This window comes from Streptomyces sp. NPDC050439, assembly GCF_040655335.1.
Taxonomy (GTDB): Bacteria; Actinomycetota; Actinomycetes; order Streptomycetales; family Streptomycetaceae; genus Streptomyces.
Genome location: NZ_JBFAJT010000002.1, coordinates 712,458 through 738,959 on the forward strand (window position 1 = coordinate 712,458; position 26,502 = coordinate 738,959).

The following is a 26,502-nucleotide window of genomic DNA, read 5'->3' on the forward strand; positions in this document are numbered from 1 at the left end:
GTGGGCGCGTTCCGTGAACGGCGGCATGCGGGTCGTACGGGCGCGGGGGGATGGTGGTGCGGTGTAACCCTGACCGACGGGGCGGTGCGGGCGGCTTCTCGGGCCCGGTGGCCGGCCGGGAGGGGCCGGCCGGCCACCGGGTGCGACCGTCAGGTCAGCGCCGGGCCGGCAGCGCGCGTGGCGTGTGACCGTCGGTGCCGGGCTTCACGTACGTGGCGGCGCCCGGCGGGACGGGCAGCTTCCTGGCCGCCTTCGCGATGTCGGGCTCTCCTGCCGCCTTGGCCAGGGCCGGCGCGGACGGAAGATTGAGCGTGACGCGGCTCTGGAGGAGTCCCGGGGACACCCAGCCGGAGGTTCTTCCCGCGTACGCGGTCCCGAACTTGTCGGTGCCCAGCAGAAGTTGCCGTACGGTCCCGGTGGGCATGGTGGCCCGGACCGCTACGCCGGTCGGTGCCTGGACGGTCACCTTGCCGCCGATCCGGTAGGCGGTGACGCGGCCCGCCTTGACGGCCGTGTCCCAGGCGGCGCGGGAGCGCAGCTCGCCGCCGATGTCGGCCATCCGCAGGTTGACCACGGGGGCGTTGTCCGCGAACAGCTCGCCGTATGCGTCGAGGACGGAGCCCAGCACGGGGTACGCGATGCGGTCCTCGGCGAGGTTCGACTGGTGGATGAAGTGCGGCCTGGGGTCGTTCGCCAGGACGTGCCCCATCGCGATCGTCGACTCCACCGGCACGATGTGGTCCTCGTAGCCGGTGGCGGGGTCGAGGGGGCTCTCCAGACAGGTGGCCACGGAGGAGTTCTCACAGACGCCGCTGCCGCCGTCCGCCTTGCGGGTGTAGATCCAGTTGTACTCGTCGACCTGCTCGCTCGCGCGGCCCGCGTTGTAGAAGACGTTCATCGGGAAGCGCGGCACGGTCAGGGCCGAGCCCACCGGGCGCTGTCCCCGGTCCCGGGAGTTGTCCGAGCCGAGCCAGGTCACGCCGTTGTCCCGCAGGGCCGGGCTCAGGTTCGGGTTGTCGTCGGGCTGCTGCGGAAGGACCTTGAGGCCCGAGTGCTCGCCGGTCACCAGCTCGTCGTTGTCGAGCGGGAGTCCGGCACGCTGCCCCCAGTTGCGGTTGTCGGAGATCTGCTGGGAGATCTCCGTGCGCGAGACGTAGCGTGTGCCGCCGTCCGCGTTCTTCGCGCAGGTCCACGGCACGACGCTGACGTCCTGGACGCAGCCGAGGAAGGGGTGGTTGTAGGTGTGGTTGATCCATCGGTGCTCGCCGCGGTCGGCGATCAGCCGGTCCGCCAGGGGGTCGGCGCCGCCGTTCTCCTCGCGGAAGAGCTCGCTGCCGCCGCCGTTGTAGGCCATGTCGAGCGGGAACTTGCGCCCCTTGGACCACTGGGCCGCGTAGGCCGCGTCGTCGGCGGTCATCCGGATCGGGTCGGGCGTGCCCTGGCCGGGCGGGCAGTCCACGTCGCCGGGGGTGCAGTTGAGCTCGCTGTCCCAACGGTCGTCGGCCCCGAAGACGTCGTCGACGTGCACGGCGAAGTAGTTGCGGGAGGAGCCGAGTTGGACTCCCTGGGTCATCCAGTCCACGATGCCGCGGGCGAGGAGCCGGAACTGCTGCTGATGCTGGTTGTAGACGAACGTCACCACCAGCTCGCGCCGCCCGTCGTGGCGGTACTCACCGACGAGTGAGCCGCGCTCCGAGGTGCCGGGGATCGGCGCGTCGACGTAACTCGTGAAGTCGGCGCCCGGCGCGGGCTCGGACAGGAAGCCGTAACTCTCGTTCGTGTCGGGCGCGTTGTCCTCGAAGGGCACCTGCCCGGCGAGGTATCCGAAGGGACCGCTCTTGCCCGACGCGGTCACCTGCGCCCGCACCCCGTCGAGCGGGCCGCTGAACTCGGGTGTCTGCAGGCCCGCTTCGGGCCTGGCGTACGTGTAGGCGTCCACCTGCGGGACGGCGTAGGTCTGCTCGTAGGTGGCGAGGGCGGCCATCTCGGCCGAACCGGCCGCGAACGGGTTGTCGTTGGGCAGTACGACGGCCTGGAACTTGGCGCGCGCCCTGCCGTCCACGGTGTCCGCCAGGAACGCGGCGTTGATCACCGGCCGCCCGCTCTGCCGCAGGTCGACGGTCGTGTACGGCGTGCCCTGGCCGTCGAGTTCGGCGGTGATCGCGGCGGTGGCGGGGCCTCCGTCGGTCACCACGAGGATGCGTAGGTCGATGCGTGGCAACTCGGCAGCCGAAGCCGGAGTGCCGGGCAGCGAGAGCGCGAGAAGCAGAGCGGTGGCGCCGAGAGCCGCCGCTCGTGCGGTGTGATTCATGCGGTGCGTGGTCCCCTCCACGGTCGGGCCGAGGGGATGTCTCCACCCCAGGGCCCGCCCCCCAACGACGCACACACACATCGCACTGCGTGTCCGCGTCGCTCTGACGCGTCACATAGTGCGGCCCACCTGTGGGGCCTGTGCGGATTCTGTGAAACCTGGCGGAAAAAAGATGGCGAACGCTTAGCGGCACAAAATGAGCGACACGTGACGGGAGACGACACACCGGAGCAAGGCGCTCCGGGGCATCGCGGCCGCTCAGAGGGGTCGTAGATCCCCTGCCACCAGATAGATGCTGGTCACACGCATCGGATCTGGGCCCACCGGGCGGACACCGGAATCGAAGGACCTCCGAACCGCGCTGATTCAGCCAAGCGATCTCGACCCGTGTCGCCGCGCCTTCTTCCGGAAAGCGCGTTCTGACCTGCACGGCAAGTGCGTTCCATGAACATCTGGGGGCGCAATTCAGGGCGTGATGGGGGGCGCGTGAGGGGGCGCTCTTGCCTTCGCGGCGTTCCAGGTACCGCGGCGAAGTTCGCGACGCGCACCAATCCGTTGCGCTCCCGCCGTCGAATCCCTTGTGTCCGCACGGGTTTGTGAGGGACCCGGACGCACAGAGGTGGCGGCGGATGTCGGAGATCCCGGCGGAATGTCGAGGCGTGAGCCTCCTCCGCCCGGACACTGCCGCCGCCACCTCCTCCTCTCCCGCCCGGGGCGCTCAGTGGGCGTTCGTTGGGCCAAGCGGACCTTTCTCCCTACACCGATGGGGGCGTCGAGCAATCCATGCGGCCCTCGGTGCCGGATACCTCATGTGATGACAGAGCGAGAAGACTTGCGACGACCGAAGGACCGGTGGCGTGTCCCGGCCGGTGCCTTGAGCGGGCTGCTTGCGGGCTTCGCCGCGCTCGCGGTCGCGGAACTGGTGTCCGCGGCGGTGCGGCCCGAGGCCGGCCCGGTGGTGGCGGTCGGCGGCGCGGCGATCGACCGCACCCCCGCGCCCGTCAAGGACTGGGCCATCCAGCAGTTCGGCACGGACGACAAACTCGTCCTGCAAGCGGGCATCCTCGCGGTGCTCGCCCTGCTGGCGCTGGTGCTGGGGCTTGTCTCCCTGCGCCACCGCCTTCTCGGCGCGGCGGGAGTGCTGCTCTTCGGGGTGATCGGCGCGGCGGCGGCCACCGGCCGTCCCGACTCCACCGGCTTCACCGACGCGCTGCCCTCGGTGGCGGGGGCCGTCGTCGGTGCCGCGCTGCTGTACTGGCTCGCGGGCCGCCTCACCCTTCGCCCCGTAGGCAGGAACTTCGAGCGGACGTCGGTGCCGGACGAGCCGCCGTCCGGGCCGGACGAGCCGCCGTCCGGGCCGGATGAGCCTCCGTCCGCACCGGATGAGCCGACCTCAGTGCGGGATACGCCGACTTCCGTGCCGGACGGCGTCGATCGGCCGGAGTGGGACCGCCGAGGGTTCATCATCGCGGCCGGCGCCGCTGCCGCCGCGTCGGCCGGAGCCGGCGTACTGGGACGCTCGCTGAACGCCTCGGGCGGCCAGGACGCCGTCGCCTCGCGGAACCGGGTCAAGCTGCCCGCCCCGGCGTCGGCCGCGCGACCGGTGCCCAAGGGCGCGCGGCTCCGGGTGCCCGGCATCAGTCCGTTCGTGACGTCCGGCAAGGACTTCTACCGGGTGGACACCGCGCTCGTGGTCCCCAAGGTGAACGCCGACGCCTGGCGCCTGCGCATCCACGGCAAGGGCGTCGGCCGGCCGACGACCCTCACCTTCCAGGACCTGCTGCGCCGGGAACTGATCGAGCGCGACATCACCCTGACCTGTGTGTCGAACGAGGTCGGCGGCCCGTACGTGGGCAACGCCCGCTGGATCGGCGTACGCCTGTCCGACCTGTTGGCGGAGTGCGGCGTCGAGCCCCCGTCGAAGGGCGGCCCCGCGGACCAACTGGTCGCCCGGTCCGTGGACGGCATGACCATCGGCACCCCCGTCGACGACGTGATGGACGGCCGCGACGCGATGCTCGCGCTCGGCATGAACGGCGAGCCGCTGCCGTTCGTGCACGGATTCCCGGTACGCATGCTGGTCCCCGGTCTCTACGGCTATGTGTCCGCCTGTAAATGGATCAAGGACATCGAGCTGACCACGTTCGACGACTACGACCCCTACTGGGTGAAGCGCGACTGGGCCCGCAAGGCGCCGATCAAGACGCAGTCCCGGATCGACACCCCCAAACCCTTCGCCCGGCCGAAGGCCGGAACGGTCGTGGTCGCGGGGGTGGCTTGGGCCCAGCACCGAGGCATCGACAAGGTCGAGGTGCGCGTCGACGACGGCCCGTGGCAGCAGGCTGATCTGGCCGCGGAGGACACCCGTGACACCTGGCGGCAGTGGTCCTTCCCCTGGAAGGCGACCGCGGGGGGCCACACGCTCACGGTGCGGGCGACCGACCGCACGGGCGAGGTCCAGACAGAGAAGCGGACCCGCACGATTCCCGACGGGGCGAGCGGCCGGCATTCGGTGGTGGTCAACGTCGACTGACGGCGACCGGCCCGGGCTGCGACGACCCGATGACTGTGACCATCCCACGATTCACTCGTTTGAACGTGGTCAGGACGCAACGTCGTCAGCCTTTGGAAGGCTTTTTGATCAATGAGCACATCGCAACGGCCCTCGTCGAAGGGGTCCGGGCGGGTGGCCCTTGACCAGGCCGAGGCCGTCATCGTCGACCAGTACACCCGGCTCGTACGCCTCGCCTATCTCACCCTCCCCCACTCCCTCGGCAGGCACCGGCGGGTCCTCGTCGCCCACGCTCTGGTACAGCGCGCGCTGCCGGGATTCCGCGTCGGCCGAGCCGCTCCCCGCGTGCCCGAGCAGCGCAGGATCACGCCCGACCCCGTGGTGGCGAGCACACGGGCGCGCGTCCTGCGCTCGGCGCTCGCGCACGACCACCGTCCGCGCGGCTGGCCCGGCTTCCTTCCGCCGCCCCGAGCGCTGCGCCCCATGCTCCCGGTGGTCTGGGGGCTGCGGCTGTTCCCGCGCGCGGGCTCCACCGAGGAGGTCGCTCTGGGGCAGGCGCTCGCCGAGGTTCCCGCGGCCGCCCGCGCGGCGTTCGTGCTGCTGCAGCTGGACGGGCTGCCCCGCTCCGAGGCCGTCGAGTTGCTCACCACCGCCCAGGTGCCCCGGCCCGAAGAGGCGGTGCGCTCCGCTTGTGACGTGGCGGCGGCCGCGGGCCCTGCGACGGAAGCACTGCTTCGCTCACGGGAGTTCGACGCCTGTTCCGTGCAGACCCGCCCGACCGATCTGCTGCGCCGCAGACGCCGGTACCAACTGGCCTGGCTCACCGCGGGGGTCGTCGCCCTGTGTTGTGCGGTGCTGCTGGCGACCATCGGCGGCACACCCGCGGGAAAACCTTCCCGAGCCGCCGATGTCCCCCTCGCCTACGGCCCCGAGGAGTTGCTCCGTACCTCCGGCAACGCCTGGGCCGACACCTCGCGGGTGGACTTCACCGCGTGGCCGGCCCGCGGCGCGCGCACCGACGACGACGCGCTGATCACCCGCGCGCTCGGCGCCTGGACCGACCCGCCGTCCGGCACCCGGGTCGACGTCGCGAAGGCCACCAGCGCCGAACCCCCGCCCAGGAACACCCAGTTGCTGTACGCGGATGTCGTCGGCCGGGAGGCGGTCGTGCTGTTCCACGACGGCCGGCGCGTGGTCCGCTACGGCGAACCGCTCGCCTCGCCGGGCGACGCGACCCTGGACATCTCCCGTTCCGACGAGGCCGACGTGACCACGGCGGCAGCGCTCGTCGTCAGCCGCGAGGCGGACAAGGTCCGCTATCTGACGGCACCTTGGATCGCCGAGGCGCAGACGCGCGACCTGCTGACCCCCGAATCCCCCGGGCGTCCGCTCGACGTGTCGGACGAGGGTCTCACCGACGCCGTCCCCGAGCCACCGGGCAAGGGAGCCTGCGACAGCCTGCCGGTGCTGCAACTGCGCTCCTCCAGCCGGATCGTGGAGAAGCACGCCTTCCTCGTGGCCGACCTGGGCGGCCTCACCCCCGTGCATCTCAGCTACACCCCGCTGCCCGGCACCGGCGCCCCGCCCCGCCAGCCCCGCGAGGCGACCGGCAGCGCGGCACTGCGGAGCTGGGCGCACACCGCGTGCCAACTCCCCGGGATGCGGGAGAGCGGCGTACGGGCCGTCAACCAATGGGAGTTCGCCGAGCAGGACCTGCCCGAGCGGGGAGGCCGGGCGGTGTGGTCCTGTACCCGTTCCTCCACCTGGCGCGGTCCCGGCGACGTCCTCGTACAGTTCCGCACGTCGACGGCGTCCCCCACCGCACCGGCGAAGGTCGTCGGACAGGCACGGTCGACCGCGGCATGCAGCCGGTTCGGCCAGCACATCGTGGCCGCCACCCCCTGGACGGCGCCGTCCGGGCGCCACTACCTCCTGGCGGCGGGCAGCCGAGAAGTCGAAGGGATCGACGTGAACGGTGACGTGGAAACGAAGAAGCGAGGACGCACGCTGGCCGTCAAGGCTCCCAAGAACCCTGACGCGACAGTGCGGGCGCGGTTGAGCGACGGTGAGAGGCTGGAGGAGGTCGGCGAGCGGGGCGTGCGCCAGAGGTGAGCGGGGCGTGCGCTAGACGGGGGGCGGGACTGACGGGACGGGGCCAAGACCACGAAGGTCACGTCCATTACGTTGGTGCGGCCGGTCACCGACAGCCGAGTCGAACCGAGTCGAGCCGACCCGAGCCCAAGGAGTCCCGTACCTGTGTCCTTCAACGACGGCGAGCGCCCAACACTGGTGCTGAGCAGACCGGTCGAGAAGCCGCGTGCCGCCGTGCTTCTGCTGCACGGCGGCCGGGAACACGGGACCGACGTGCCCCCGCCGTGGAATCTGCCAGGCGTACGGCTGCGTCTCTTCGAAGGCGCGATCCGTCGGTCCACGTCGGGGGGCGCGGTGCTGATGGGTCGGGTGCGCTATCGCGTCCGGGGCTGGAACGGAGAGCGCGAGGACCCCGCGCGGGACGCCCGGCAGGCCCTGCGTGAGCTGGAGCAGCTCACCGGTGACGTGCCGACCGTCCTGGTGGGCCATTCGATGGGGGCCCGCGCCGCACTGCGCGCCGCCGGAAATCCGCTGGTAAGAGGGGTGGTCGGCCTGGCCCCCTGGTGCCCCGCCGGAGAGCCGGTCGCGCACCTGCGTGACCGTCGCGTGGCGCTGCTGCACGGCGACCAGGACCGTACGACCGATCCCCGGTCCTCCCTGGACTTCGCGTCGCGCGCCGGTGCCGCGGGCGCCGAGGCGGCCGCCGTGCTGCTGCGCGGCGGTGACCACGCCATGCTCAGACGCGCCCGCGTCTGGCACGCCCTGACGGCGGAAACCGTGGCCGGGTTCCTGGGCCTCGCCGAACTGCCTGCCGCGATCGCCGACCAGCTGCACGGCACGCGCGGCGGGGAGCGGGATGGGTCGTCGTACGACACGCCCTGAAGAGCTGCACGAAGCACACCTGAATTCTCCTCAAGGCCACTGAAGGCGCCGTGAGTTGGCGTGCGGGGGCGACGCGCGCGCGTCTGCCATGGGACGACCTTTGGCGGTAGCGTGGCAGGCATCTCCTCACACCGTCCCCGCGGCCTCACACCGACCCCGCGGGCAGCGAACCGCCGGCGTACGACCGCCGGGGGCCCGGACGGTGTGCCCACGGAAGGGAGCGGCGGCATGACCGCCATGTCCGAGAGACAGCGCGAGGAACGGCTGGCGTCCGCGTTCGTGGATCTCGCTGCTCCCTTGGTACGCGAAGTGAGCGTGCCCGATGCCCTGCGCGCACTGACCGACCACTGTGTGGATCTGCTGGAGGTGTCGGCGGCCGGGGTGATGCTGGACGGTCCACGCGGTCCGCGCGGACATGCCGTGCAAGTGGCGGCCTCCGACGAGTACACCCGCTCCCTGGAACTGTTCGGCCTCGAATGGGACGAGGGCCCGCTCCTGGACTGCCGTCGCTCCCGGGCACACGTCCGCGAGTTCCGGCTGGAAACCGAGCCCGCCTGCACACGGTGGCCCCGGTTCACACCGCGCGCCCTACTGCTCGGCTTCACCTCGGTCGCGACGGTCCCGCTGCGCTCCCAGGACACGGTGGTCGGCGCCCTGAGCCTCCTGCACGACCGGCCGACGCCATTGGACGACACCCGGCTGCGCCTGGCCCAGGCCCTGGCGGACACCGCCACCGCCTGCGTCACCCGTCAGCAGACGCTGCACGAGCAGCGGACGCAGATCGCGCAGCTCCAGGACGCCCTGGAGTCCCGCGTCCTCATCGAGCAGGCCAAGGGATTCCTGGCTAGCTCCCGCGGATGCAGCGCGGACCAGGCCTTCGTCCGCATGCGCACCTACGCCCGCAACCGGCGGCTCAAACTCTCCGACGTGGCCCGCCAGGTCCTGAACGGCGGCGCCGCGGACACGCTGCTCCGTCCCGAACGCTGAACCTAGCGACGCCGGATGGCGCGCCTGACCAGGACACCGAGCCCGACCAGAACGACCGCGGCGACTCCCATGACGAGCTGAAGGGTTGATCCCTGCCCGCTCTCGGCCAGTTCGTCGGGGGGTGAGGTGGGCGAGGTGGACGAGGTGGGCGAGGAGGTCGGTGCGGGGGATTCGGAACCACCGCTGCTGGACGGGCTGGGGGTGGGTTCTTGCGTGGTGGGTGTGGGGGTGGGGGTGGGCTCCGGTGTCGTGGATGTGGAAGTCGGTTCCGGTGTCGTGGGGGTGGGCGTGGGCTCGTCCGTTGTGGGTGACGGAGTCGGCTCGTCCGTCGTGGGCGAAGGCGTCGGCTCATCCGTCGTAGGTGACGGGGTCGGCTCGTCCGTCGTGGGCGAAGGGGTCGGCTCGTCCGTCGTAGGTGACGGGGTCGGCTCATCCGTCGTAGGTGACGGCGTCGGCTCATCCGTCGTAGGGGAAGGCGTCGGCTCATCCGTCGTGGGCGAAGGCGAGGGGGTGACGGGCGGGATGACGTCGGTCGAGGCGCAGGAGCGGTTGTTCTCGGTGTTGGTCTCGCGCGAGCCGGTGTAGACCTCGGCGCAGTTGGGGATGGTCTGGCCCGCGGCGTCGGGGTTGGCGCGCATGGTGACGGTGAAGGTGCGCGTCTCGCCCGGGCTGAGGGTGTTCAGGGGGCAGCTGAGGGTGAGGCCCGTGTCCGGGCACTCTTCGGGGCGCTCCTCGATGGAGGAGAGTTGACCGTTGGTGGGGTCCTGGACGGTGACGTCGACGGCGTCGGAGGGACCGTGATTGGTCACTGTCACGGTGAACGTGTACGTGCCGTCGGCCTCCACTTCCGGAGTGGCCGTCTTCGTGATCTCCACGTCCGTGAGCGTGGTGGACTGCGAGATCAGGGTGGTGGAGTCCGCGGGCTGCGATGAGCCTTCCTGCTGTACGGCGGCTTGGTTGGTGATGTTGGTGCCGTCCGAGAGGGAGGGATCCACGGTGACCGGAACCTGGAACTCGCGTGTACCGCCTGCCGGGACGGTGATGCCCGTACCGCCGCAGGTGATCTGCAGTCCCTGCGCGACGCAGGAGTCGGGCAGCTCCCCGACGCTGAGCCCTTGCCCAAGTTGGTCGGTCACCGTGACACCCGTGGCGTCCTCGTCGCCGTTGTTCGTCACGGTGAGGGTGTAGACGGCGGACCCGCCGATCACCAGGGGCTCGGGGGACACCGACTTCGTGATCTGCAGGTTGGCCGCTGCCCGCAGGGACGCCGGGGTTGCGGCGCCGGCGCGGGCGCGGTCGCCGTCCGTGGTGGTGGGAACGGCGTACCCGGTGGAGGCGATTGCGGAGAACACCACCGCGGCGGAAACAGTCGTTGCGCGGGTCAGGTTCGCAAGCCTCACAGGTGCCTCTCGCTGGGTGGTTCTGTCGCCGGACGGCTTCCTCGGCGCCTTCGCCGCACCGCCGGGCCAGAATGATTTCGGAACTACATATAAAGGCTGAAATGGTCATATCCACCACGACACTCCATCAGCGCGCCAAAACAGCCCACCTCGACCTAGCAGATTCGGAAGCCTGAACGGATTGGCCGCGACGCGCGGGAGCGCGTACGAGCTCCGGTGGCCTCGACCCGGCCCTCTCCCACGCCCACTCCCGCACCCCCTGCCCCACCCCCTCCCTCACCTCGCCGTCTCATTCACGTGCTCTCTATGTGAGACGGCGTTTCGGGATCTCCGCAGGATGCCTATGGTGGTGCGCATGTTCGGACCCGCTCGTCAGCTCGCCCTCGCGCTCTTCGCGGCCACGCCGTGGAGCGTCGACGACGCGCTCTGTAGCAGCTGAAGCCCAGCTCAGCGCACCCCGTAGAGCAGCTGATGCCCCCGCTCAGCGCTCCGTAGCCGCTGACATTTGACTCTCGGCTCTCGGTTCTCGGTTCTCAGTTCTCGGCGCCGCGCTCGAGCGACCACCGCCTGTCCGTCCGCATCCCCTCCCGCTCCCGGAGACCCCCTTGACCACCGCTCCCGATGCCGGGGCGCCGCCCCGGATCGCCGTGCTCCCCCCTTCCCCCACCTCCGCCCCCGCCCCTCGGGCCGAGGCCTTGCCGCCGGTCCGGCGGGTGCCCCTGGCGATAGCGGGCGCCATCGGCGTCGCGCTCGCCGGCTACGTCTTCGCGGAGCACGGGGCCAAGCCCGGCACCCTGCTGCTGCTCGGCATCGGACTCGGCGTCGCCCTGTTCCACTCCCGGTTCGGCTTTACTTCCGCCTGGCGGCAGCTGGTGGCCGTCGGCAACGGGACCGGGCTGCGTGCCCACACCTTGCTGCTCGGCACCACCGCGACGCTCTTCGCCCTGATCATCGGCACAGGCAGCGGCCTGTTCGGTTCAGTGCCCGCACCCAGCGCCGGGCCGATCGGGGCGGCGCTGCTCATCGGCGCCTTCCTCTTCGCCATCGGCATGCAGCTCGGCGGCGCCTGCGCCTCCGGAACCCTCTTCGCCGTCGGTTCCGGCCAGGGCACCATCGTGCTCACCCTCTTCGGCTTCATCACCGGCTCCACCCTCGCCGCCTGGCAGTTCGGCCTCTGGAACGATCTGCCGGCGCTCGACCCGTACGTGCTCTCCGACCACGTCGGCTGGTTCGGCTCCTGGGCGCTGACGATCGCGGCGCTCGCCGCGATCTGGTTCATCGCCCGCACCGTGCAGGCCCGCCGCAACCCCCCGCCGGTCGGCACCCCGCCCTCGGCACGCGGCGCCCTCCGCCGTGCGGTCAGGGGCTCCTGGCCGCTGGCCGCGGGAGCGATCGCGCTGGCGGTGCTCGGCGCCGGGGTTCTGCTCGTCTCGGGTGGTGCCTGGGGCGTCACCAGCGCGTTCGCCCTGTGGGGCTCGAAGGCCGTGGAGGCACTCGGCGGGGCGCCGGAGACCTGGACGTTCTGGCAGCAGCCCAACAACGCGGCCCAGCTGTCCGGGCCGGTCCTCGCCGACAAGAACAGCCTCACCGACATCGGCATCATGGTCGGCGCGGCCGTCGCGGCGGCGGCCGGCGGCGTATGGCAGCTGCACCGCAACATCCCTGCCCGCACGGCACTCGCCGCCGTCATCGGCGGCATCCTGATGGGCGTCGGCGCCCGCCTCGCCGGCGGCTGCAACATCGGCGCCTACCTGGCCGGCATCGCCTCGGGTTCCCTGCACGGCTGGATCTGGGCAGCCGTAGCCATCCTCGGCACCTGGGCCGGCCTGCGCCTGCGCCCCCTGTTCGGCCTGGGCAACCCGAAGCCGACGGACAGCGTCTGCTGACCTGCCGGCTCAAGTCGCCGCCGGTAAACGGTGGCCATCTGCTCTCAGATTCAGGCCGAACCGGTAGGGCCGGACCTGCCTCCAGCAGGTCCGCCCACCACGGTGAGCAGGTCCACGACGAAGATCAGCGTCGAGTTCGCCGGGATCAACGGAGAGGGTGACTGTCGGCCGTAGCCAAGGCGCGGGGGAACAATGATCTCGCGCCGACCGCCGACCTTCATTCCCCGCACTCCCCTGTCCCATCCCTTGATGGCCCTGCCACCGCCCACCGCGAACTTGAACGGCCGGTCCTCCTCCCAGGAGGAGTCGAACTCCTTGCCGGACGCGAACGTGACCCCGACGTAGTGAACCTGGACAACCCTCCCCGGCAGCGCCTCGGCCCCGTCCCCCAACACAAGGTCCCGAACGGCCAACTCGACGGGCGCATCCCCTCCCGGAACCTCAACCACAGGCTTCGCCAGCTCACTCATCACGGCCCCATCACTCACCACCGGACACATGGACATTCCATGCGGCAGCCGATCAGGCTACCGGCAACGCGAGGGTCGTGGATCTAGCCGAGGAACGAGCGCAAGGCTGCATTCACCTCGTCTGCGTGCGTCCAGAGCAGACCGTGTGGGGCGTCCTCGATCTCCACGTACTGCGCCTCCGGCAAGGCTCGTCGGAAGCGGCGGGCCGTGGCGTCGATGGGCAGGATCTTGTCGGCTGTGCCGTGCAGGATCAGAGCTGGCTTGCCGCTGGCGCGGACCGCTTCGACGTCGGTGCGGAAGTCTTCGATCCAAGCGGAGACGACTGCGTAGGACGCCACGGGGGCACTTGACGTCGCCACGTTCCAGCTCGCGGTGACGGCCTCTTGGCTGATGCGACTGCCGAGGTTCTCGTCGAGGTTGTAGAAGTCCGAGAAGAATTGCGTGTACCAGGCGAACCGATCGTCTTTCGCCGCTGCCTCGATTCCGTCGAAGACCTTCTGGGGCACGCCCTCGGGGTTGTCGTCCCGGGCGACCAGAAAGGGCTCAAGGGAGGCCAGGAACGCGAGCTTGGCGACCCTTTCATGTCCGAATCGCGCGACGTAACGGGCGACCTCGCCCGTGCCCATCGAGAAGCCCGCCAGGACGACGTCGTGCAGGTCGAGCGTCTCCAGTACGGTGTTCAGGTCTGCGGCGAAGGTGTCGTAGTCATAGCCGGAGTTCACCTTTGACGACGCGCCGAAGCCCCGTCGGTCGTAGGTGATGACGCGGTATCCGGCGGCCAGAAGACTTCGCGTCTGACGCTCCCAGCTGTGGCCGTTCAGCGGATATCCGTGAATGAGGACGACGGGCTGACCCGCGCCCTGATCCTCGTAGTAGAGCTCGACCGGCGTGCTGTTCTCACTGCCTACGGTGATGTATCCCATTTTTACTCGTTCCTTTCCGGGTCTACGACCCACCGTCCACGAGTTCGTACTGCAGCGCACCCGAGGGACAGCGCCGCACCACCTCGACCAGGCGCTCGGCCTCGGCTCCGTCGGGCCGGATCCACGGGCGCTCGGTTGTGTCGAAGACCTCCGGCAGCCCGTTGACGCATTCGGCGGCGTGCAAGCAGCGCCTGGCCTCGAAGGTCACGGTGATCAACCGGCCCTCGTACGCCTTCTTCCCGGTTCCGCCGCTCATACCGGCCTCCGTCGCTTCCGTTGCTTCCGCTACTTCCGTTGCTTCCGTTGCTTCTGTGTCCGGCAACTCAGTCGCTGACCTTGCTGCGGGACTGGTACAGCAAGTCCTCGTAGTCGGGGTGCCGGGCGATCCACCCCGCGAAGAACGGGCACGTCGCGAGCACCCGCAGGTTCGCTGCGCGCGCCTCGTCGAGGGCCGCGCGGGCCAACGCCGACCCGACTCCCCTGCCTTCGTACTCCGGCAAGACCTCGGTGTGTACGAACGCGACGAGTTCCGGCGTACGGATGTATTCCGCGACGCCCGCGACCTTGGACTCTCCGTCGACGCGGGCCTCGTACCGCCTGGCTTCGGGAACGTCATTCACTTCCACTGGCATGTGTCCTCCTTTTCTACCGATACGGAACGGCGTGGCACCGGGCCGGCAGCGAGGTCAGGCGCCGCTCCCCCTGGCCGTGGCCAGAAGCTGCATCTCCCATGCGAAGGCCACACCGCTGGCACCGCCGTGCTGCGACTGGACCTCGGCGACACCCGGGACGGTCTTCTCACGGGCCCAGTCGCGCTGCCACTCGCCCAGCACGGCCATCCAGGTGATCGGCACCACACCGGCCTGGACCATGCGCCGTACGGCCATGTCGTGGGCTTCCTTCGACGCGCCGCCCGAGGCGTCGGTGACGGCGAAGACCTCGAAGCCCTCGCCCGCCGCCTGTATCGCCGGCATCGCGACACACATCTCCGTCCACAGACCGGCGATGATCAGCTTCTTGCGGCCGGTCGCCTTGACGGCATCGACGACGCGCTCGTCCTCCCAGGTGTTGATGAAGGTCCTGTCGATCGGCTTCTGCTCCGGGAACACGTCCTGCAGCCCCTTGATGAGGTAGCCGCCGCGCTCCTCCAGGACGGTCGTCAGGATGGTCGGCACGTCGAACACCTTGGCGGCCTTGGCGAGGCCGACGACGTTGTTCACGATCATCGTGGGCTCGTGGCTGTTCAAGTTGGCGAACTGGAACGGCTGATGGTCGATCAGCACGACGACGCTCTCCTCGGGCGTCAGCAGTGCCTGCAATCCGGATTTCGCTTCAGTGCTCATGGGATCGATCCCTCTCCGGGCGCTGTGTGCCTGCGGGGTGAAACGGGGCCGACGGCCCAAGCCCTCTCAACCCGACTAGATGACGTGTCACCTACATTAGGGTCGCCCGGTTGACGCGTCAACCAGATGTCGAGGGTGATCGGCCCGTGTGCGTTCGCGCCCACGAGAGGGTCGAGGGTGGGGAGTTGGCCGACGTGCGCAGCACCCCGGACATGCCATGCATCGCACGGAATCGACGGAATCAGCCACGTCAACGAGATAGATGAGCTGTCAACGTCTTCGTTACACTCCATCGATGAACGCAACGCCTCGCTGGCTGACCTCGGAACAGAAGGCCGCCTGGGACAGCTTCATCCGCATGCAGGAGACGCTCATCGGACGGCTCTCCCGCCGAGTTCAGGCCGACTCCCACATGTCCGCCGCCGACTACATCGTGCTGGTGAGCCTCACCGAACGGGGCGGCGGGCGAATGCGGTTCCTGGACCTGGCCAAGCAGGTGGAGTGGGAGAAGAGCCGCATGTCCCACCAGGTGAGGCGCATGATGAAGCGCGGCCTTGTGGGCAGGGAAGAGTGCCCCGACGACGGACGCGGAGCATTCATCGTCGCCACCCCGGCCGGCTACAAGGCGATCGAAGACGCCGCGCCCGTACACGTCGCGCACGTCCGCAGACTGTTCATCGATGCGCTCACCCAGGAAGAGCTCGACACGCTCGCCCGGATCTCGGACCGCGTCCTCGAACACATGAAGAAGCAGCCTGACTGACCGATCCGAATGCGGCGAGGCGTACCCCCTGTTCCGGCCGCCGACCGCATTCATTTCCGCCACTCGGTGGGCATATCAGACGCCTCGCGATCACTTCTTCCCAATCCAGTTGACCCATCAACTACCCTGATGGTTGTCTTGCCGCGGCAGCCTCCTCCTCGTACGGAGGAGGCTGAGCGACGGCGCAGTGACCATCCCGAGGAGCAGCGATGGAATCCCGCGTGGCGAACAACCCCGACCGATCGCGTTTCGAGGTCTTCGACGGCGACGAGCTCGCCGGCTTCGCCGAGTACCACCGGTACCAGGACGAGATCGCCTTCATTCACACGGAGATCGATCCGCGGTTCGAAGGCAGGGGCCTCGGCGGTGTACTCGCCCGAGCGGCCCTCGGCGCGGCGAGGGAGCAAGGACTCGGGGTACTTCCCTTCTGCCCCTTCATCCGTGGCTGGATCGGCAAGCACCCTGACTACGCCGACCTGGTGCCTCAGGGGAAACGGGCGCGGTTCGGGCTCTGAGGCGGGCCACGCCGGAGGTTGACCTCGCTTCTTCCGCTTGCGACAGAAGGATCTGCCTTGTGAAGACTCCCGTGCCCGACTACCTCGACGAAGTGCTCGACAGCCTGCGTGACGACACCAGCGGCGCCAACGCTGACTACATCCCCGAGCTCGCCGAAGCCGATCCGGAGCGTTTCGGCATGGCGCTGACCACGACGCTCGGTCGCACGTACGCCGCCGGTGACGCCGACACCGAGTTCTCCATCCAGTCGATCTCGAAGCCGTTCGCCTACGCGGCCGCCATCATCGACCGCGGCCTCGACCGCGTCCTGGATGCCGTCGGGGTCGAACCGTCCGGCGAGGCCTTCAACGAGCTCTCCCTCGAAGGCGGCACCCACCGGCCCATGAATCCCATGATCAACGCCGGAGCCATCACCACGCACTCGCTCCTGGTCGGCGCGGAGGCGAGCCAGGACGATCGCGTCGACCGTGCCGTGACGTTCTTCTCCCGCCTCGCAGGCCGGGATCTGCAGGTCGACGAGCGTGTGTGCGCCTCAGAGCTCGTCTCCGCGCACCGCAACCTCGCCATCGGTCACATGCTGCGCACCTACGGCATCCTCGACGGGGACGTGCCCTCCGTCGTCGAGGGATATACGCGCCAGTGCTCGATCCTGGTCAGCGTCCGGGACCTCTCGGTGATGGCCGCGACGCTCGCCACCGGAGGCATCCAGCCCGTCACCGGCGAACGGGTGATGGACCCCGCCGTCGCTCAGCACGTCATGGCCGTGATGGCCGCGGCCGGCATGTACGACGCGGCCGGCGACTGGCTCACCCGGGTGGGCATCCCCGCCAAGAGCGGCGTCTCAGGGGGCATCGTCGGCGTCCTGCCCGACCTCGTGGGCATCGGAACTTTCTCCCCGCGCCTGGACTCCCACGGCAACAGCCAGAGAGGACGCCTCATCTTCGAACGGCTCTCCAGGGACATGGGAATGCACCTGTTCTCCTCCGACCGGGGCCGACTCGATGCCGTCGACGTGAGCGAGTCAGAGGGCACGGTCACCTTCACCCTGCGGGGCAACGTCCAGCTCACCGCCGCTTCGGAGCTCCTGGACCTGATGGCCGACTCGGACGGCACGGCCGACGTGGTCCTGGACGTCACCAAGGTGCACTCCTTCTCGGACCTCGGCCGTCGCATGTCACTCGAGGGCCTGCGCCGAATGCGGCTGGACGGACACAGGGTCGCCGTACACGACCCGGCGGGCGTGCTGCCGAACCCTGATCTGGGGGACGGCAGTTACCCGGACGTTCTCTGACTCCCGGGCTCCCGCTCACAGGGGCACAGGGGCACAGGGGCACAGGGGCGCGCTGAGGGGGCGAAGTGTGGCGCCGCTTATGCCTCACCGTGCAACGGGCCCGGCGCGGCCCTTTGGCCGCCTCATGTGCGACTGTGCTCGGTGGCTTGGGCAGGCGCACGATGGTTGTCATGAAGAACTGGGGGCGCCTGTCGAGCCGGCATTGGTCGGGTGGCGCTATCTGTTGTTCACGTCGATCGGAGCAGTGGGAGCGCTGCTGTTGGCGACCCGCTTCAGTTTGGGAACCGCTGCGATCGCTGCCGCGTTGATGACCTCACTGGGGCCGACCTATCTGGCGTGGGCCGCGTTCCGCTACGCCCGCGCTGAGGCCGCCGGCGCGTTAGACCTGGACGCCGTCGCCGGGGATCTGTCTGTGACAGTGCAGCGGGCATGGGAGAACGAGGCGCGCCTGCGTAGACTCCACGATCCCTATCCGCTGCCCATCGCCTGGCAAACCGGCGACCCGGACCTCTTTGAGGACTGGCCGCTGCTCTGCAGCCCGGCCCGAGCCGGCCCGAGTGTGGCCCGGGCGGGCCGACGTCCGATCCGGCCTTCTGGCCCGCAAACGCCGATGGACTGGGCGGTAGCGGCCCGGACATCACAGATGTCTTCTCCCGATGCCTCCCCACCCGACGCCTCGTCGTCCTGTGGCCCGCAGCCACGATCGGAGCCGTCTTCGGTATGGCCGTGACTCTTGGCTTCGCTCCCAAAGTGGGTGTTGCGGGCAGCATCATGTTCGGAGCGGCGGCTGCACTCTCGGCGGCGATCCCGTTTGGGATAGGGGTGGCTCGCCCAGACCTGACGAAGACGGTCGGCCCGGCCATGCTGCTCGCTCGGGATCGCCGTACCTTCTGCACCATCCTGCTGTTCTCCGGGGGTTTCGGCGGACTTGTCGGCGGAATGACCGGTGCCGTGGAGGGCGGCAAGAAGGTGGGGCTCGAGAATCGGGCCGGGGATCAACGCACACGTCGGGGCGGGGTCGGGGGTAGTGAAGGGGCTCATCAGCGGGCTGGTGGCCAGCCTCGCCGTCACGGCTTGGGGAGCTTTCCTCCTCACCCGGTGCTATCTGGCTGTGTCGCGCCGGGTCCCCTGGCGTCTGATGGCGTTTCTCAGGGACGCCCATCACCGGGGCGTCCTGCGACAGGTCGGGGCCACATACCAGTTCCAGCACATCGGGCTCCAACGTCACCTGGCTCGCCCGGACGGTCCCCCCGGCTGACAGCGCGTTCCGCCCACCGGTGGTGACTTGGCTCCGGAGCATTCGCTTCCGCCCCTGTGGCCTGCTCGTTTCAAGCAGGGCCGAAAGCTCTGGTTGTCCATTGCTCGCGTCAGCGATGCTCAGGTTCACAGCGACGCGAGGCGAACCACACAACCAGGAGGACCCATGACTTGGCTGAAGAGGGCGGGCGCCACGGCGCTGACCGGCGGGGTCGCGTTGGCCTGCGCCACGACGTTCGGGGTGGCCACGGCGACTGCGGCCGTTCCGGACAAGTGCAACGCGAACTACCAGAGCAAGACGTTCGACACTCCCAACCCCAATGTCACCTTCAAGATCAAGCTGTGCGTGTCGCTGAACAGCAGCACCGGCAAGTACCACGCGTACGCGATGGGAAGCTGGAGCGGCGGGGGCAACTACATCATCGGCCAGATGGACAAGTTCCTGCTGAGCCTCAGGCTGGAGCGCAGCAACGACCTCATGAGGGCCGAGAGCTGCGAGTTCCGAAGCGGCATCAACTGGATCAAGGAGGATTCCTTTAAGCCCAGCGACATACCCACCATCATCTCGGGCGAATGCGACCTGAACACGGACTCGACGAACAGCGGCGGAGGTACATGGACCGCCGACGGAAAGATCATCTACAACATCAACAACGACGGTGACGGCGACAAGACCTGGAACCTGGGCGGGTCGCCCGGTTACGTCGACTGACACTGACCGCGTGTCCCAAGAAACGCACCCGAACACGAAGTAGGGGCCATCCGAAGATGGCCCCTACCTGCGACGTTTCCGTCGGGACGACAGGATTTGAACCTGCGACCCCTTGACCCCCAGTCAAGTGCGCTACCAAGCTGCGCCACGTCCCGATGCGCGTGTCCCGCTGTGTTCTGCGTGATCGCGCAGACAGAACTTTACCCCACGTTCGGGGGTGGTCCTCGCCCCCTGCCGGACCCCTGGCGAGGGACAATCGCCGTATGAGCACCGCACCCCGACCCGATGACCGTGGCCGTGACCGTGACACCGAAGGGCGGGCCCGCAACGCGCGGCCGCGTGACGGTCTCGGGCGGCCCTTGCCATACGGCACGGAAGGCGTCGAGCGGCAGCCCGAAGGCATCACGCGCACACCCGAGGAGACGGTCACTCAGGCGCAGGCACTGCTCGACGCGGGGCGGCCCTTCCACGCGCACGAGGTCTTCGAGGACGCCTGGAAGTCGGGGCCCGATGACGAGCGTGACCTGTGGAAAGGGCTCGCCCAGCTGGCCGTTGGGCTGACCCACTCGGCCCGCGGCAACCTCACGGGCGGGGCCCGGCTGCTGCTCAGGGGAGCGGGCGCGATCGACGCGGGGCGGCGGGGCCAGCGGCCGTACGGGATCGACGTGGACGGACTCGTGTCGTGGGCCCGGCAGTTGGCGGGGCTTCTGGAGGCAGACGGGTCGACGGTGGACGCCGCCGAGCATGCACCCCGACTGCGCGGAGCCGACGGCAAGTGACACCCGGAGTCAGGGGTGAGGGCTCAGGGGGAGGCAGGAGTCAGGAGAGGAGTTCGGAGTTCGGAAGGCTGGAGCTGGCGGCGAGTAGCACCGCGAGCCGCGCCACAGGCCCCGCTCCCCCCTGCCGCAGTTCCCCGGAACCCAGCCCCCGGCTCAGCCCCGACCAACCCACCCCACCCCCCGTACGGCAGACTCTCGGCGTGCGAAAGATTCTTGTCATCGGTATCGGCGCCGGCGATCCCGACCAGTTGACCCTGCAGGCCGTCAAGGCTCTGCAGAGCGCCGACGTGTTCTTCATCCTCGACAAGGGTGGGGAGAAGGACGACCTGGTCCAGCTGCGGCGTGACCTCCTTGACGCGCATCGCGCCGACGGCGGTTACCGCGTGGTCGAGGCGCGGGACCCCGAGCGCGACCGGAAGGCGGGGGGCGCGGACTACTCCCCCGCCGTCGGGGACTGGCGCAGCCGCCGGGCGGACATCTACGCGCGGCTGATCGCCGATGAGCTGGGTGCGGACGAGTGCGGCGCGTTCCTGGTGTGGGGCGACCCCGCGCTGTACGACAGCACGCTCGGGATTCTGGAGGAAGTGCTCGACCGGGGTGCGGTGACCTTCTCGTACGACGTCGTGCCCGGCATCAGCAGCGTCTCCTCGCTCGCCGCCAAGCACCGCACAGGCCTGAACCGCATCGCGCGCCCCGTGCAGATCACCACCGGGCGCCGCCTCGCGGACCACGGATTCCCCGACGGTGTCGATGATGTCGTGGTCATGCTCGACGCTCATCAGGCCTTCCGTCGGTATCAGGGTGAGGACGGCGGCGACATGTTCATCTACTGGGGTGCCTACATCGGGACCCCCGACGAGATCCTCGTCTCCGGGCCTCTCGATGAGGCCGCTCCGCGCATCGAGGCCCTCCGGGCCGAGGCTCGCGAGCGCAAGGGGTGGATCATGGACACCTATCTGCTGCGCCGCAACCTGGACTGAGGCAATCCGCGCGAGCCCGGCGTCACCGGACCCCGGCGTCACCGGACCGGACCGGCCCCGCATGCACACGCCCGTGCCCGGTGTGAGGGTGACGGTGTGACGACCACCGCCGAGCCCGCCGCCGAGGCCCCCGCGCAGGGGCCGCCCGTCCTCGACAAGCGCCGCCGCAACATCGTCTTCGTGACGATCATGCTGGGGATGCTGCTCGCCGCGCTCGACCAGACCATCGTGGGCACCGCACTGCCCACGATCGTGGCGGATCTGGGCGGCGCCGAGCACATGTCGTGGGTCGTGACGTCGTACCTGCTCGCCGAGACCGTCGCCACCGTGCTCGTCGGAAAGTTCGGCGATCTCTTCGGGCGGAAGATCGTCTTTCAGGTCTCGGCGATCGTCTTCATCACCGGCTCGTTCCTGTGTGGTCTGTCGACCAACATGACGCTGCTCATCGCCTGGCGCGCCCTGCAGGGCATCGGCGCGGGCGGTCTCATGGTGACGTCGATGGCGTTGATCGCCGACGTCATCCCGCTCCGTGAGCGCGGCAAGTACCAGGGTGCGATCGGTGCCGTCTTCGGGGTGTCCACCGTCATCGGGCCGCTGCTCGGCGGGCTCTTCACCGACCATCTGACCTGGCGCTGGGCCTTCTACGTCAACGTGCCCATCGCGATCGTCGTGGTGATCGCCGCGGCCCGCACTATCCCCGTCGTGAAGTCGGCGGTGCGGCCCGTCATCGACTATCTCGGCATCGCGTTCGTCGCGATCGGCGCCAGCGCGCTGATCCTGGCGACGAGTTGGGGCGGCAACCAGTACGCGTGGGGGTCGGGCACCATCATCGCGCTGTTCGTCGGCGGTGCGATCTCGCTCGCGCTGTTCTGCGTCGTCGAGACGCGGGCCGCCGAACCGATGCTGCCGATGCGGCTCTTCGCCAATCCCGTCTTCACCGTCTGCTCGATCCTCAGCTTCATCGTCGGCTTCGCGATGCTGGGCGCGATGACCTTCCTGCCGACCTATCTGCAGTACGTCGACGGGGACTCGGCCACCATCTCGGGTGTGCGGACGCTGCCCATGGTGATCGGGCTGCTCATCGCGTCCATCTTCAGCGGCAACGTGGTGAGCAAGACCGGGAAGTACCGGATCTTTCCCATCGTGGGTGCGCTGGTCATGGCGCTAGGGCTCTATCTGCTCTCCCTGATGGACAACGAGACGAGCACCTGGCTCGAATCCCTCTACATGTTCGTCCTGGGCTCCGGCATCGGGCTCTGCATGCAGGTCCTGACCATCGCCGTGCAGAACACGGTCGTCTACTCGGATCTGGGTACGGCGACCTCCGGGGTCACCTTCTTCCGTACGCTCGGCAGCTCCTTCGGCACCGCCGTGTTCGGGACGATCTACGCCAATACGCTGAAGCCGAATCTGGAGGACGGGATCGCGGCGGCGGCGAAGGCCGGGTCCGCCGACCCCGCCGTGGTGGCCAAGGCCGCGCAGAGTCCGGCAGGGCTGCACGGCCTGCCCCCGGAGGCGGCGGCACCCATCATCAAGGCGTACGCCGACACGCTGCACACCGTGTTCCTGTGGACGGTGCCCGTGGCGCTGCTCGGGTTCCTGGTGGCCCTCTTCCTCAAGCAGGTGCAGCTGCGGGACAGCGCGCGGATGAGTTCATCGGACATGGGCGAGGGCTTCGCGTCGCCGACCTCGGGCGGCAGCCCGGACCGGGTGCTCGAACTGGCGGTGGGCAACATCATCCGCAACACCGGCATGGACACCGCTCGTCGTGTCATCCGCGGGTCCGACACCCGCCTCGACATCGCCGGGGCGTGGGCCGTGATGCAGGTGTCGCTCTTCGACCGGATGGTCGGGCACGCCAGTCTGAGCCTGATCGCCGCCCGGCGTCAGCTGCCGGCCGAAGTCCTTGTGCCGGTGTTCGACCGCATGGTCGAGGAAGGCTTCCTCACCCGCTCCGGCCTGCTCTTCTCGCACACGCCCGCGGGAGCACGCGAGGCCGACGTGATCGGCAAGGCGTGGGCCGGGTGGCTGGGCGAGCAGGTGGAGCGGGACAGCGGCCGTCCCGCCGACCAGGACCTCGTCAAGGCGGTCGACGCGATCGCGAAGCGGCTGCTCGTCGAGGACCTGGAGCACGGCCTGGCCCCCGAGGGGCGGCGACACCTCGCGGTCCCGTCAGGCAGCGTCTAGGGCCCTTCTGACGGATTCCCGTGGGAGACGGAGCGGCGTTCGGTGCGTGCGCTGAGGTCCCCCGGCCTGAGGCTGAGGGAGTGCGGTGTGAAGGGTCATGCGGCGGAGCCACCCGCCCCTTTGCGCCGTGCGGCGAGGGTGCGTGCCGGGCGTCGCGACGCCATGGAGATCCGTCAGAAGGGCGCTGACGGGGTCCCGGGCCGAGGCCATCCCCCAGGTGTGACAGCACGCTTTTCTCGTCCGGCAGCACCGTCGCGCCCTCCGGTGGCGGTGGGCGCCGGACGATCACCACGGGCACCGACAGCGCGCGGGCAGCGGTGAGTCTGGCGGCGGTGGCCGCGCCGCCGCTGTCCTTGGTCACCGGGACCCAGGACCCAGGACGTCGACGCGGTACTCGCGCAGCAGCGTGGTCTCCGCTTCGACCGTGTAGGGCGAGTCCGCGAAGGCGGCGGGGCCGAGCCGGCCCGTGGTCAGGAAGACGCGGCGGCCGAGCGCAGGAAGCAGCGCGGCCGCGTCGGCGGGCGAAGCGGCGTCGTGCCGGCGGTCGCCCGGCTCCGGCATCCAGCCGGGCCTGCGCAGCATGACGGACGGAACGCCGGTGGCCGCCGCGGCCCGGACCGCGCGCTCGCTGATGGTGGCGGCGGCGAAGGGGTGGGTGGCGTCCACGACGGCGGCCACCTCCTGCTCCCGCAGCCCGGCGGCCAGGCCCTTCACACCGCCGAACCCCCCGATGCGTACGTCTCCTTCGAGCGCGGCCCGGCGAGCGGCGAGGGAGGCGGCGAGCCCGCGGGCTTCGGTGGTTCCGCCGAGGGCGAGCACGTGCATGGCCCCGACGCTACGCGGCACCGCACGGCGGGACTCGGGCGGTTTCAGCGCAGCAGCAGTTGCAGGCCGCCGAGCACCGTTGCCCCGATCACCAGCTGCTCGAAGAGACGCTGGTTGATGCGGTGCACGGCGGCCTTGCCGATGAGGGCGCCCGGGATGACGAAGAGCACGAGCGCCGCGTCGAGCAGCAGTGAGTGCGCGTCGATCAGGCCGAGGCCCGCGCTGAACGGCACCTTTGAGGTGTTGACGATGAGGAAGAACCACGCCGACGTCCCCAGGAAGCTGAGCTTCTGGAAACCCGCGGAAAGCAGATACATCGACATGACCGGGCCGCCGGCGTTGGCGACCATGGTGGTGAAGCCGCCGAGCACGCCGTAGGAAGGGGCCTTGAGGCGGGAGCCACGCGAGTATTCCGCCCCTTCCGCCCCTTCCGCCCCTTCCGCCCCGCCCACGGCGGCTCTGCGCCGCCACACCGTGACCCCCGCCATCATCAGCAGGATCGCCCCGATCGACGTACGCACCACGGCGTCGTCGGCCCACATCAGGAAGACGGTGCCGACGACCACGCCGCCCGCGACGGCGGGGAACAGCCGCCACAGGGTGGGCCAGTGGGCATGCCTGCGGTAGGTGAGGACGGCCAGGACGTCGCCCGCGATGAGGATGGGCAGCAGGACCCCGGTCGACTCGCGCGCCGGCAGGACCGCGGCGAAGACCGCGAGGCTGACCGTGTTGGCCCCGCTGACGGCGGTCTTCGAGAAGCCGACGAGCACCGCGGCCGCGGCGAGCGCGGCGAATTCCCAGAAAGATATGTCCATGCGCGGGCGAAGCCTACGCCCCGCTGTAGGTGACCCGCAGCTCCCGCTTGAGGACCTTCATGCTGGGGCCGAGCGGCAGTTCGCCGGTGAACTCGACGCGGCGCGGGTACTTGTGGCGGCCCAGGTGCTCCTTGGACCACTCGGTGATGCCCGCGGCGTCGGGGGCGGCGCCCGGGGCCGCGACGACGACGGCGCAGATCTCCTCGCCGTGCACGTCGTCGGGCAGACCGATCACGGCGACGTGCGCGACGTCCGGGTGGCGCATCAGCACCTCTTCGACCTCGCGCGGGTACACGTTGAAGCCGCCACGGATGATGACGTCCTTCTTGCGGTCGACGATGGCCAGGAACCCGTCGGCGTCCTTGGTCCCGAGGTCACCGGTGCGGAACCAGCCGTCGACGACGGCCTCGGCGGTCGCCTCCGGGCGGCCCAGATAGCCGGAGAAGACGTTGTGGCCGCGGACCACGACCTCCCCCAGCTCCCCCGTCGGCAGCAGTTCGATCCGCTCCTCGACGTCGGCCCGCGCGATCTCCACGTCGACGCCCCACAGCGGGTGGCCGATGCTGCCCGCCTTGGTGCCGAAGACGGGCTGGTTCACGGAGGCGGTGGGCGAGGTCTCGGAGAGCCCGTAGCCCTCGTAGACCGGTACGCCGAAGGCCTCCTCGAAGCGTTCGAGTACGGCCACGGGCAGCGAGGCGCCGCCGGAGACCGCGAGCCGCAGCGTGGGCAGTTCGGGGGCGGTGGCAGCGGCGGCCACGAGGTTCACGTACATCGTCGGCACCCCGTGGAAGGTGTTGACGCCCTCCGCCGCCATCAGTTCGATCGCCCGCGCGGCGTCGAAGCGCGGCAGCAGGACGAGCGTCGCGCCCGCGCGCCAGGTCGCGTTCATGGAGACGCTCTGGCCGAACGCGTGGAAGAGCGGGAGCGCGCCGAGCGCGATGTCGTCGTCGCGCACGTCATGGGCGTCGAAGGCGCAGACGGTCGCGTTCATCACCAGGTTGAAGTGGCTGAGCACGGCGCCCTTGGGGACTCCCGTGGTGCCGCTGGTGTAGAAGACGACGGCGGGGTCGTCGGCGTCCCGGGTGACGTAACTGGGGAGCGGTTCGGCCGCGCCCGTCAGGGTCTCCAGTTCGCCGCCCTCGCCGAGGGTCAGCATGCGTACGCCGGTGGCTGCGGCAGCGGCCTTGCCCGTCTCGGCCTGTGCGGGGTGACACAGGAGCAGGGTGGCGCCGCTGTCCCGCAGGACGTGCTCGACCTCCTCCGCGGAGAGCAGGAGGTGTACGGGGACGACGACTCCGCCCGCGGCGAGGATCGCGTAGTAGGCGCGGGGGAACTCCGCGGTGTTGGGCGCCATCAGGGCGACCCGGTCCCCCGGCCGCACACCGAGCCCCACGAGGGCCGCGGCCTGCGTACGGGCCTGCTCCCACAATTCGCCGAAGGTGAGCCGCAGTTCGCCCTCGACGAGGGCGGTGCGGTCCGGCCGGCGGCGGGCGGGTTCGGCGAGGATCGCGGCGAGGGACAGCGTGGCCATGGGTGGTGCTCCGTTTCCTTGCGTTCCGTGCGGCCTTGCAG

At 69.8% G+C, this 26,502-nt stretch carries 20 protein-coding genes, 1 tRNA gene and 2 pseudogenes; 12 read left to right on the forward strand and 11 right to left on the reverse strand.

Annotation, left to right across the window (positions count from 1 at the left end; translation table 11 throughout):
- Positions 1 to 154: 154 nt before the first annotated feature.
- Complete coding sequence (locus AB0I66_RS10405; RefSeq protein WP_363207344.1) at positions 155 to 2,311, reverse strand: hypothetical protein; 2,157 nt, start codon at positions 2,309 to 2,311, stop codon at positions 155 to 157.
- A gap of 814 nt (positions 2,312 to 3,125) precedes the next feature.
- Here AB0I66_RS10405 and AB0I66_RS10410 point away from each other — a divergent pair.
- The 4 genes from AB0I66_RS10410 (at position 3,126) to AB0I66_RS10425 (ending at position 8,783) form a co-directional block, all read left to right on the forward strand.
- Positions 3,126 to 4,844, forward strand: a complete 1,719-nt coding sequence (locus AB0I66_RS10410; protein WP_363207345.1) for a sulfite oxidase — start codon at positions 3,126 to 3,128, stop codon at positions 4,842 to 4,844.
- 111 nt (positions 4,845 to 4,955) lie between these two features.
- Positions 4,956 to 6,935 carry a hypothetical protein gene (locus AB0I66_RS10415; RefSeq protein ID WP_363207346.1) on the forward strand — a complete coding sequence of 660 codons (1,980 nt, stop codon included), beginning with the start codon at positions 4,956 to 4,958 and terminating at the stop codon, positions 6,933 to 6,935.
- A gap of 144 nt (positions 6,936 to 7,079) precedes the next feature.
- A complete protein-coding gene (locus AB0I66_RS10420; RefSeq protein WP_363207347.1) occupies positions 7,080 to 7,796 on the forward strand; it encodes an alpha/beta fold hydrolase in 717 nt (238 codons plus the stop codon).
- A gap of 228 nt (positions 7,797 to 8,024) precedes the next feature.
- Positions 8,025 to 8,783 (forward strand): GAF and ANTAR domain-containing protein, encoded by a 759-nt coding sequence (locus AB0I66_RS10425; protein ID WP_363207348.1) that lies wholly within the window; start codon positions 8,025 to 8,027, stop codon positions 8,781 to 8,783.
- A gap of 2 nt (positions 8,784 to 8,785) precedes the next feature.
- Here the strand turns inward: AB0I66_RS10425 and AB0I66_RS10430 are convergent, their stop codons facing one another.
- Positions 8,786 to 10,138 carry a CARDB domain-containing protein gene (locus AB0I66_RS10430; protein WP_363207349.1) on the reverse strand — a complete coding sequence of 451 codons (1,353 nt, stop codon included), beginning with the start codon at positions 10,136 to 10,138 and terminating at the stop codon, positions 8,786 to 8,788.
- Between the two features lie 650 nt (positions 10,139 to 10,788).
- Between AB0I66_RS10430 and AB0I66_RS10435 the strand changes: the two genes are divergently transcribed.
- Positions 10,789 to 12,069, forward strand: coding sequence for a YeeE/YedE family protein (locus AB0I66_RS10435; RefSeq protein ID WP_363207350.1), 1,281 nt, complete (start codon positions 10,789 to 10,791; stop codon positions 12,067 to 12,069).
- A 50-nt stretch (positions 12,070 to 12,119) separates the two neighbouring features.
- Here the strand turns inward: AB0I66_RS10435 and AB0I66_RS10440 are convergent, their stop codons facing one another.
- The 5 genes and pseudogenes from AB0I66_RS10440 to AB0I66_RS10460 all read right to left on the reverse strand — a co-directional run bounded on the left by AB0I66_RS10440 (position 12,120) and on the right by AB0I66_RS10460 (position 14,805).
- Positions 12,120 to 12,539, reverse strand: coding sequence for an FKBP-type peptidyl-prolyl cis-trans isomerase (locus tag AB0I66_RS10440; RefSeq protein ID WP_363207351.1), 420 nt, complete (start codon positions 12,537 to 12,539; stop codon positions 12,120 to 12,122).
- Positions 12,540 to 12,622: 83 nt separating this feature from the next.
- A complete protein-coding gene (locus tag AB0I66_RS10445; protein ID WP_363207352.1) occupies positions 12,623 to 13,462 on the reverse strand; it encodes an alpha/beta hydrolase in 840 nt (279 codons plus the stop codon).
- Between the two features lie 25 nt (positions 13,463 to 13,487).
- Positions 13,488 to 13,718 (reverse strand): annotated as a pseudogene (locus tag AB0I66_RS10450) ((4Fe-4S)-binding protein); the annotation flags it as partial.
- Between the two features lie 67 nt (positions 13,719 to 13,785).
- Entirely contained in the window at positions 13,786 to 14,094 is a 309-nt protein-coding gene (locus AB0I66_RS10455; RefSeq protein ID WP_363207353.1) for a GNAT family N-acetyltransferase, read from the reverse strand.
- A 54-nt stretch (positions 14,095 to 14,148) separates the two neighbouring features.
- Positions 14,149 to 14,805: a hydrolase gene (locus AB0I66_RS10460; protein ID WP_363207354.1), complete on the reverse strand. Its 657-nt coding sequence runs from the start codon at positions 14,803 to 14,805 to the stop codon at positions 14,149 to 14,151.
- A gap of 295 nt (positions 14,806 to 15,100) precedes the next feature.
- Between AB0I66_RS10460 and AB0I66_RS10465 the strand changes: the two genes are divergently transcribed.
- From AB0I66_RS10465 to AB0I66_RS10480, 4 genes are all read left to right on the forward strand, one after another.
- Positions 15,101 to 15,568, forward strand: a complete 468-nt coding sequence (locus tag AB0I66_RS10465; RefSeq protein WP_363207355.1) for a MarR family winged helix-turn-helix transcriptional regulator — start codon at positions 15,101 to 15,103, stop codon at positions 15,566 to 15,568.
- Between the two features lie 209 nt (positions 15,569 to 15,777).
- Positions 15,778 to 16,083, forward strand: a complete 306-nt coding sequence (locus tag AB0I66_RS10470) for a GNAT family N-acetyltransferase (RefSeq protein WP_363207356.1) — start codon at positions 15,778 to 15,780, stop codon at positions 16,081 to 16,083.
- Between the two features lie 59 nt (positions 16,084 to 16,142).
- Positions 16,143 to 17,375 (forward strand): glutaminase, encoded by a 1,233-nt coding sequence (locus AB0I66_RS10475; protein WP_363207357.1) that lies wholly within the window; start codon positions 16,143 to 16,145, stop codon positions 17,373 to 17,375.
- A 1,423-nt stretch (positions 17,376 to 18,798) separates the two neighbouring features.
- Complete coding sequence (locus AB0I66_RS10480; RefSeq protein WP_363207358.1) at positions 18,799 to 19,344, forward strand: hypothetical protein; 546 nt, start codon at positions 18,799 to 18,801, stop codon at positions 19,342 to 19,344.
- Positions 19,345 to 19,425: 81 nt separating this feature from the next.
- Here AB0I66_RS10480 and AB0I66_RS10485 read toward each other — a convergent pair.
- Positions 19,426 to 19,499, reverse strand: a tRNA-Pro gene (locus AB0I66_RS10485).
- Positions 19,500 to 19,607: 108 nt separating this feature from the next.
- On the opposite strand from AB0I66_RS10485, the gene AB0I66_RS10490 reads away from it, so the two are divergent.
- The 3 genes from AB0I66_RS10490 (at position 19,608) to AB0I66_RS10500 (ending at position 23,290) form a co-directional block, all read left to right on the forward strand.
- Entirely contained in the window at positions 19,608 to 20,123 is a 516-nt protein-coding gene (locus AB0I66_RS10490; protein WP_363207359.1) for a DUF309 domain-containing protein, read from the forward strand.
- A 200-nt stretch (positions 20,124 to 20,323) separates the two neighbouring features.
- Positions 20,324 to 21,103 carry a precorrin-6A synthase (deacetylating) gene (gene cobF / locus AB0I66_RS10495; protein ID WP_363207360.1) on the forward strand — a complete coding sequence of 260 codons (780 nt, stop codon included), beginning with the start codon at positions 20,324 to 20,326 and terminating at the stop codon, positions 21,101 to 21,103.
- Between the two features lie 96 nt (positions 21,104 to 21,199).
- The gene (locus AB0I66_RS10500) at positions 21,200 to 23,290 is read left to right on the forward strand and encodes an MDR family MFS transporter (protein ID WP_363207361.1); all 2,091 of its coding nucleotides are present in this window, start codon (positions 21,200 to 21,202) and stop codon (positions 23,288 to 23,290) included.
- 238 nt (positions 23,291 to 23,528) lie between these two features.
- On the opposite strand, the pseudogene AB0I66_RS10505 reads toward AB0I66_RS10500, so the two are convergent.
- The 3 genes and pseudogenes from AB0I66_RS10505 to AB0I66_RS10515 all read right to left on the reverse strand — a co-directional run.
- A pseudogene (locus AB0I66_RS10505) lies at positions 23,529 to 24,115 on the reverse strand (precorrin-6A/cobalt-precorrin-6A reductase); the annotation flags it as partial.
- Between the two features lie 44 nt (positions 24,116 to 24,159).
- Positions 24,160 to 24,930, reverse strand: a complete 771-nt coding sequence (locus AB0I66_RS10510; protein WP_363207362.1) for a sulfite exporter TauE/SafE family protein — start codon at positions 24,928 to 24,930, stop codon at positions 24,160 to 24,162.
- A gap of 13 nt (positions 24,931 to 24,943) precedes the next feature.
- Positions 24,944 to 26,461: a long-chain fatty acid--CoA ligase gene (locus AB0I66_RS10515; RefSeq protein WP_363207363.1), complete on the reverse strand. Its 1,518-nt coding sequence runs from the start codon at positions 26,459 to 26,461 to the stop codon at positions 24,944 to 24,946.
- Positions 26,462 to 26,502 lie beyond the last annotated feature (41 nt).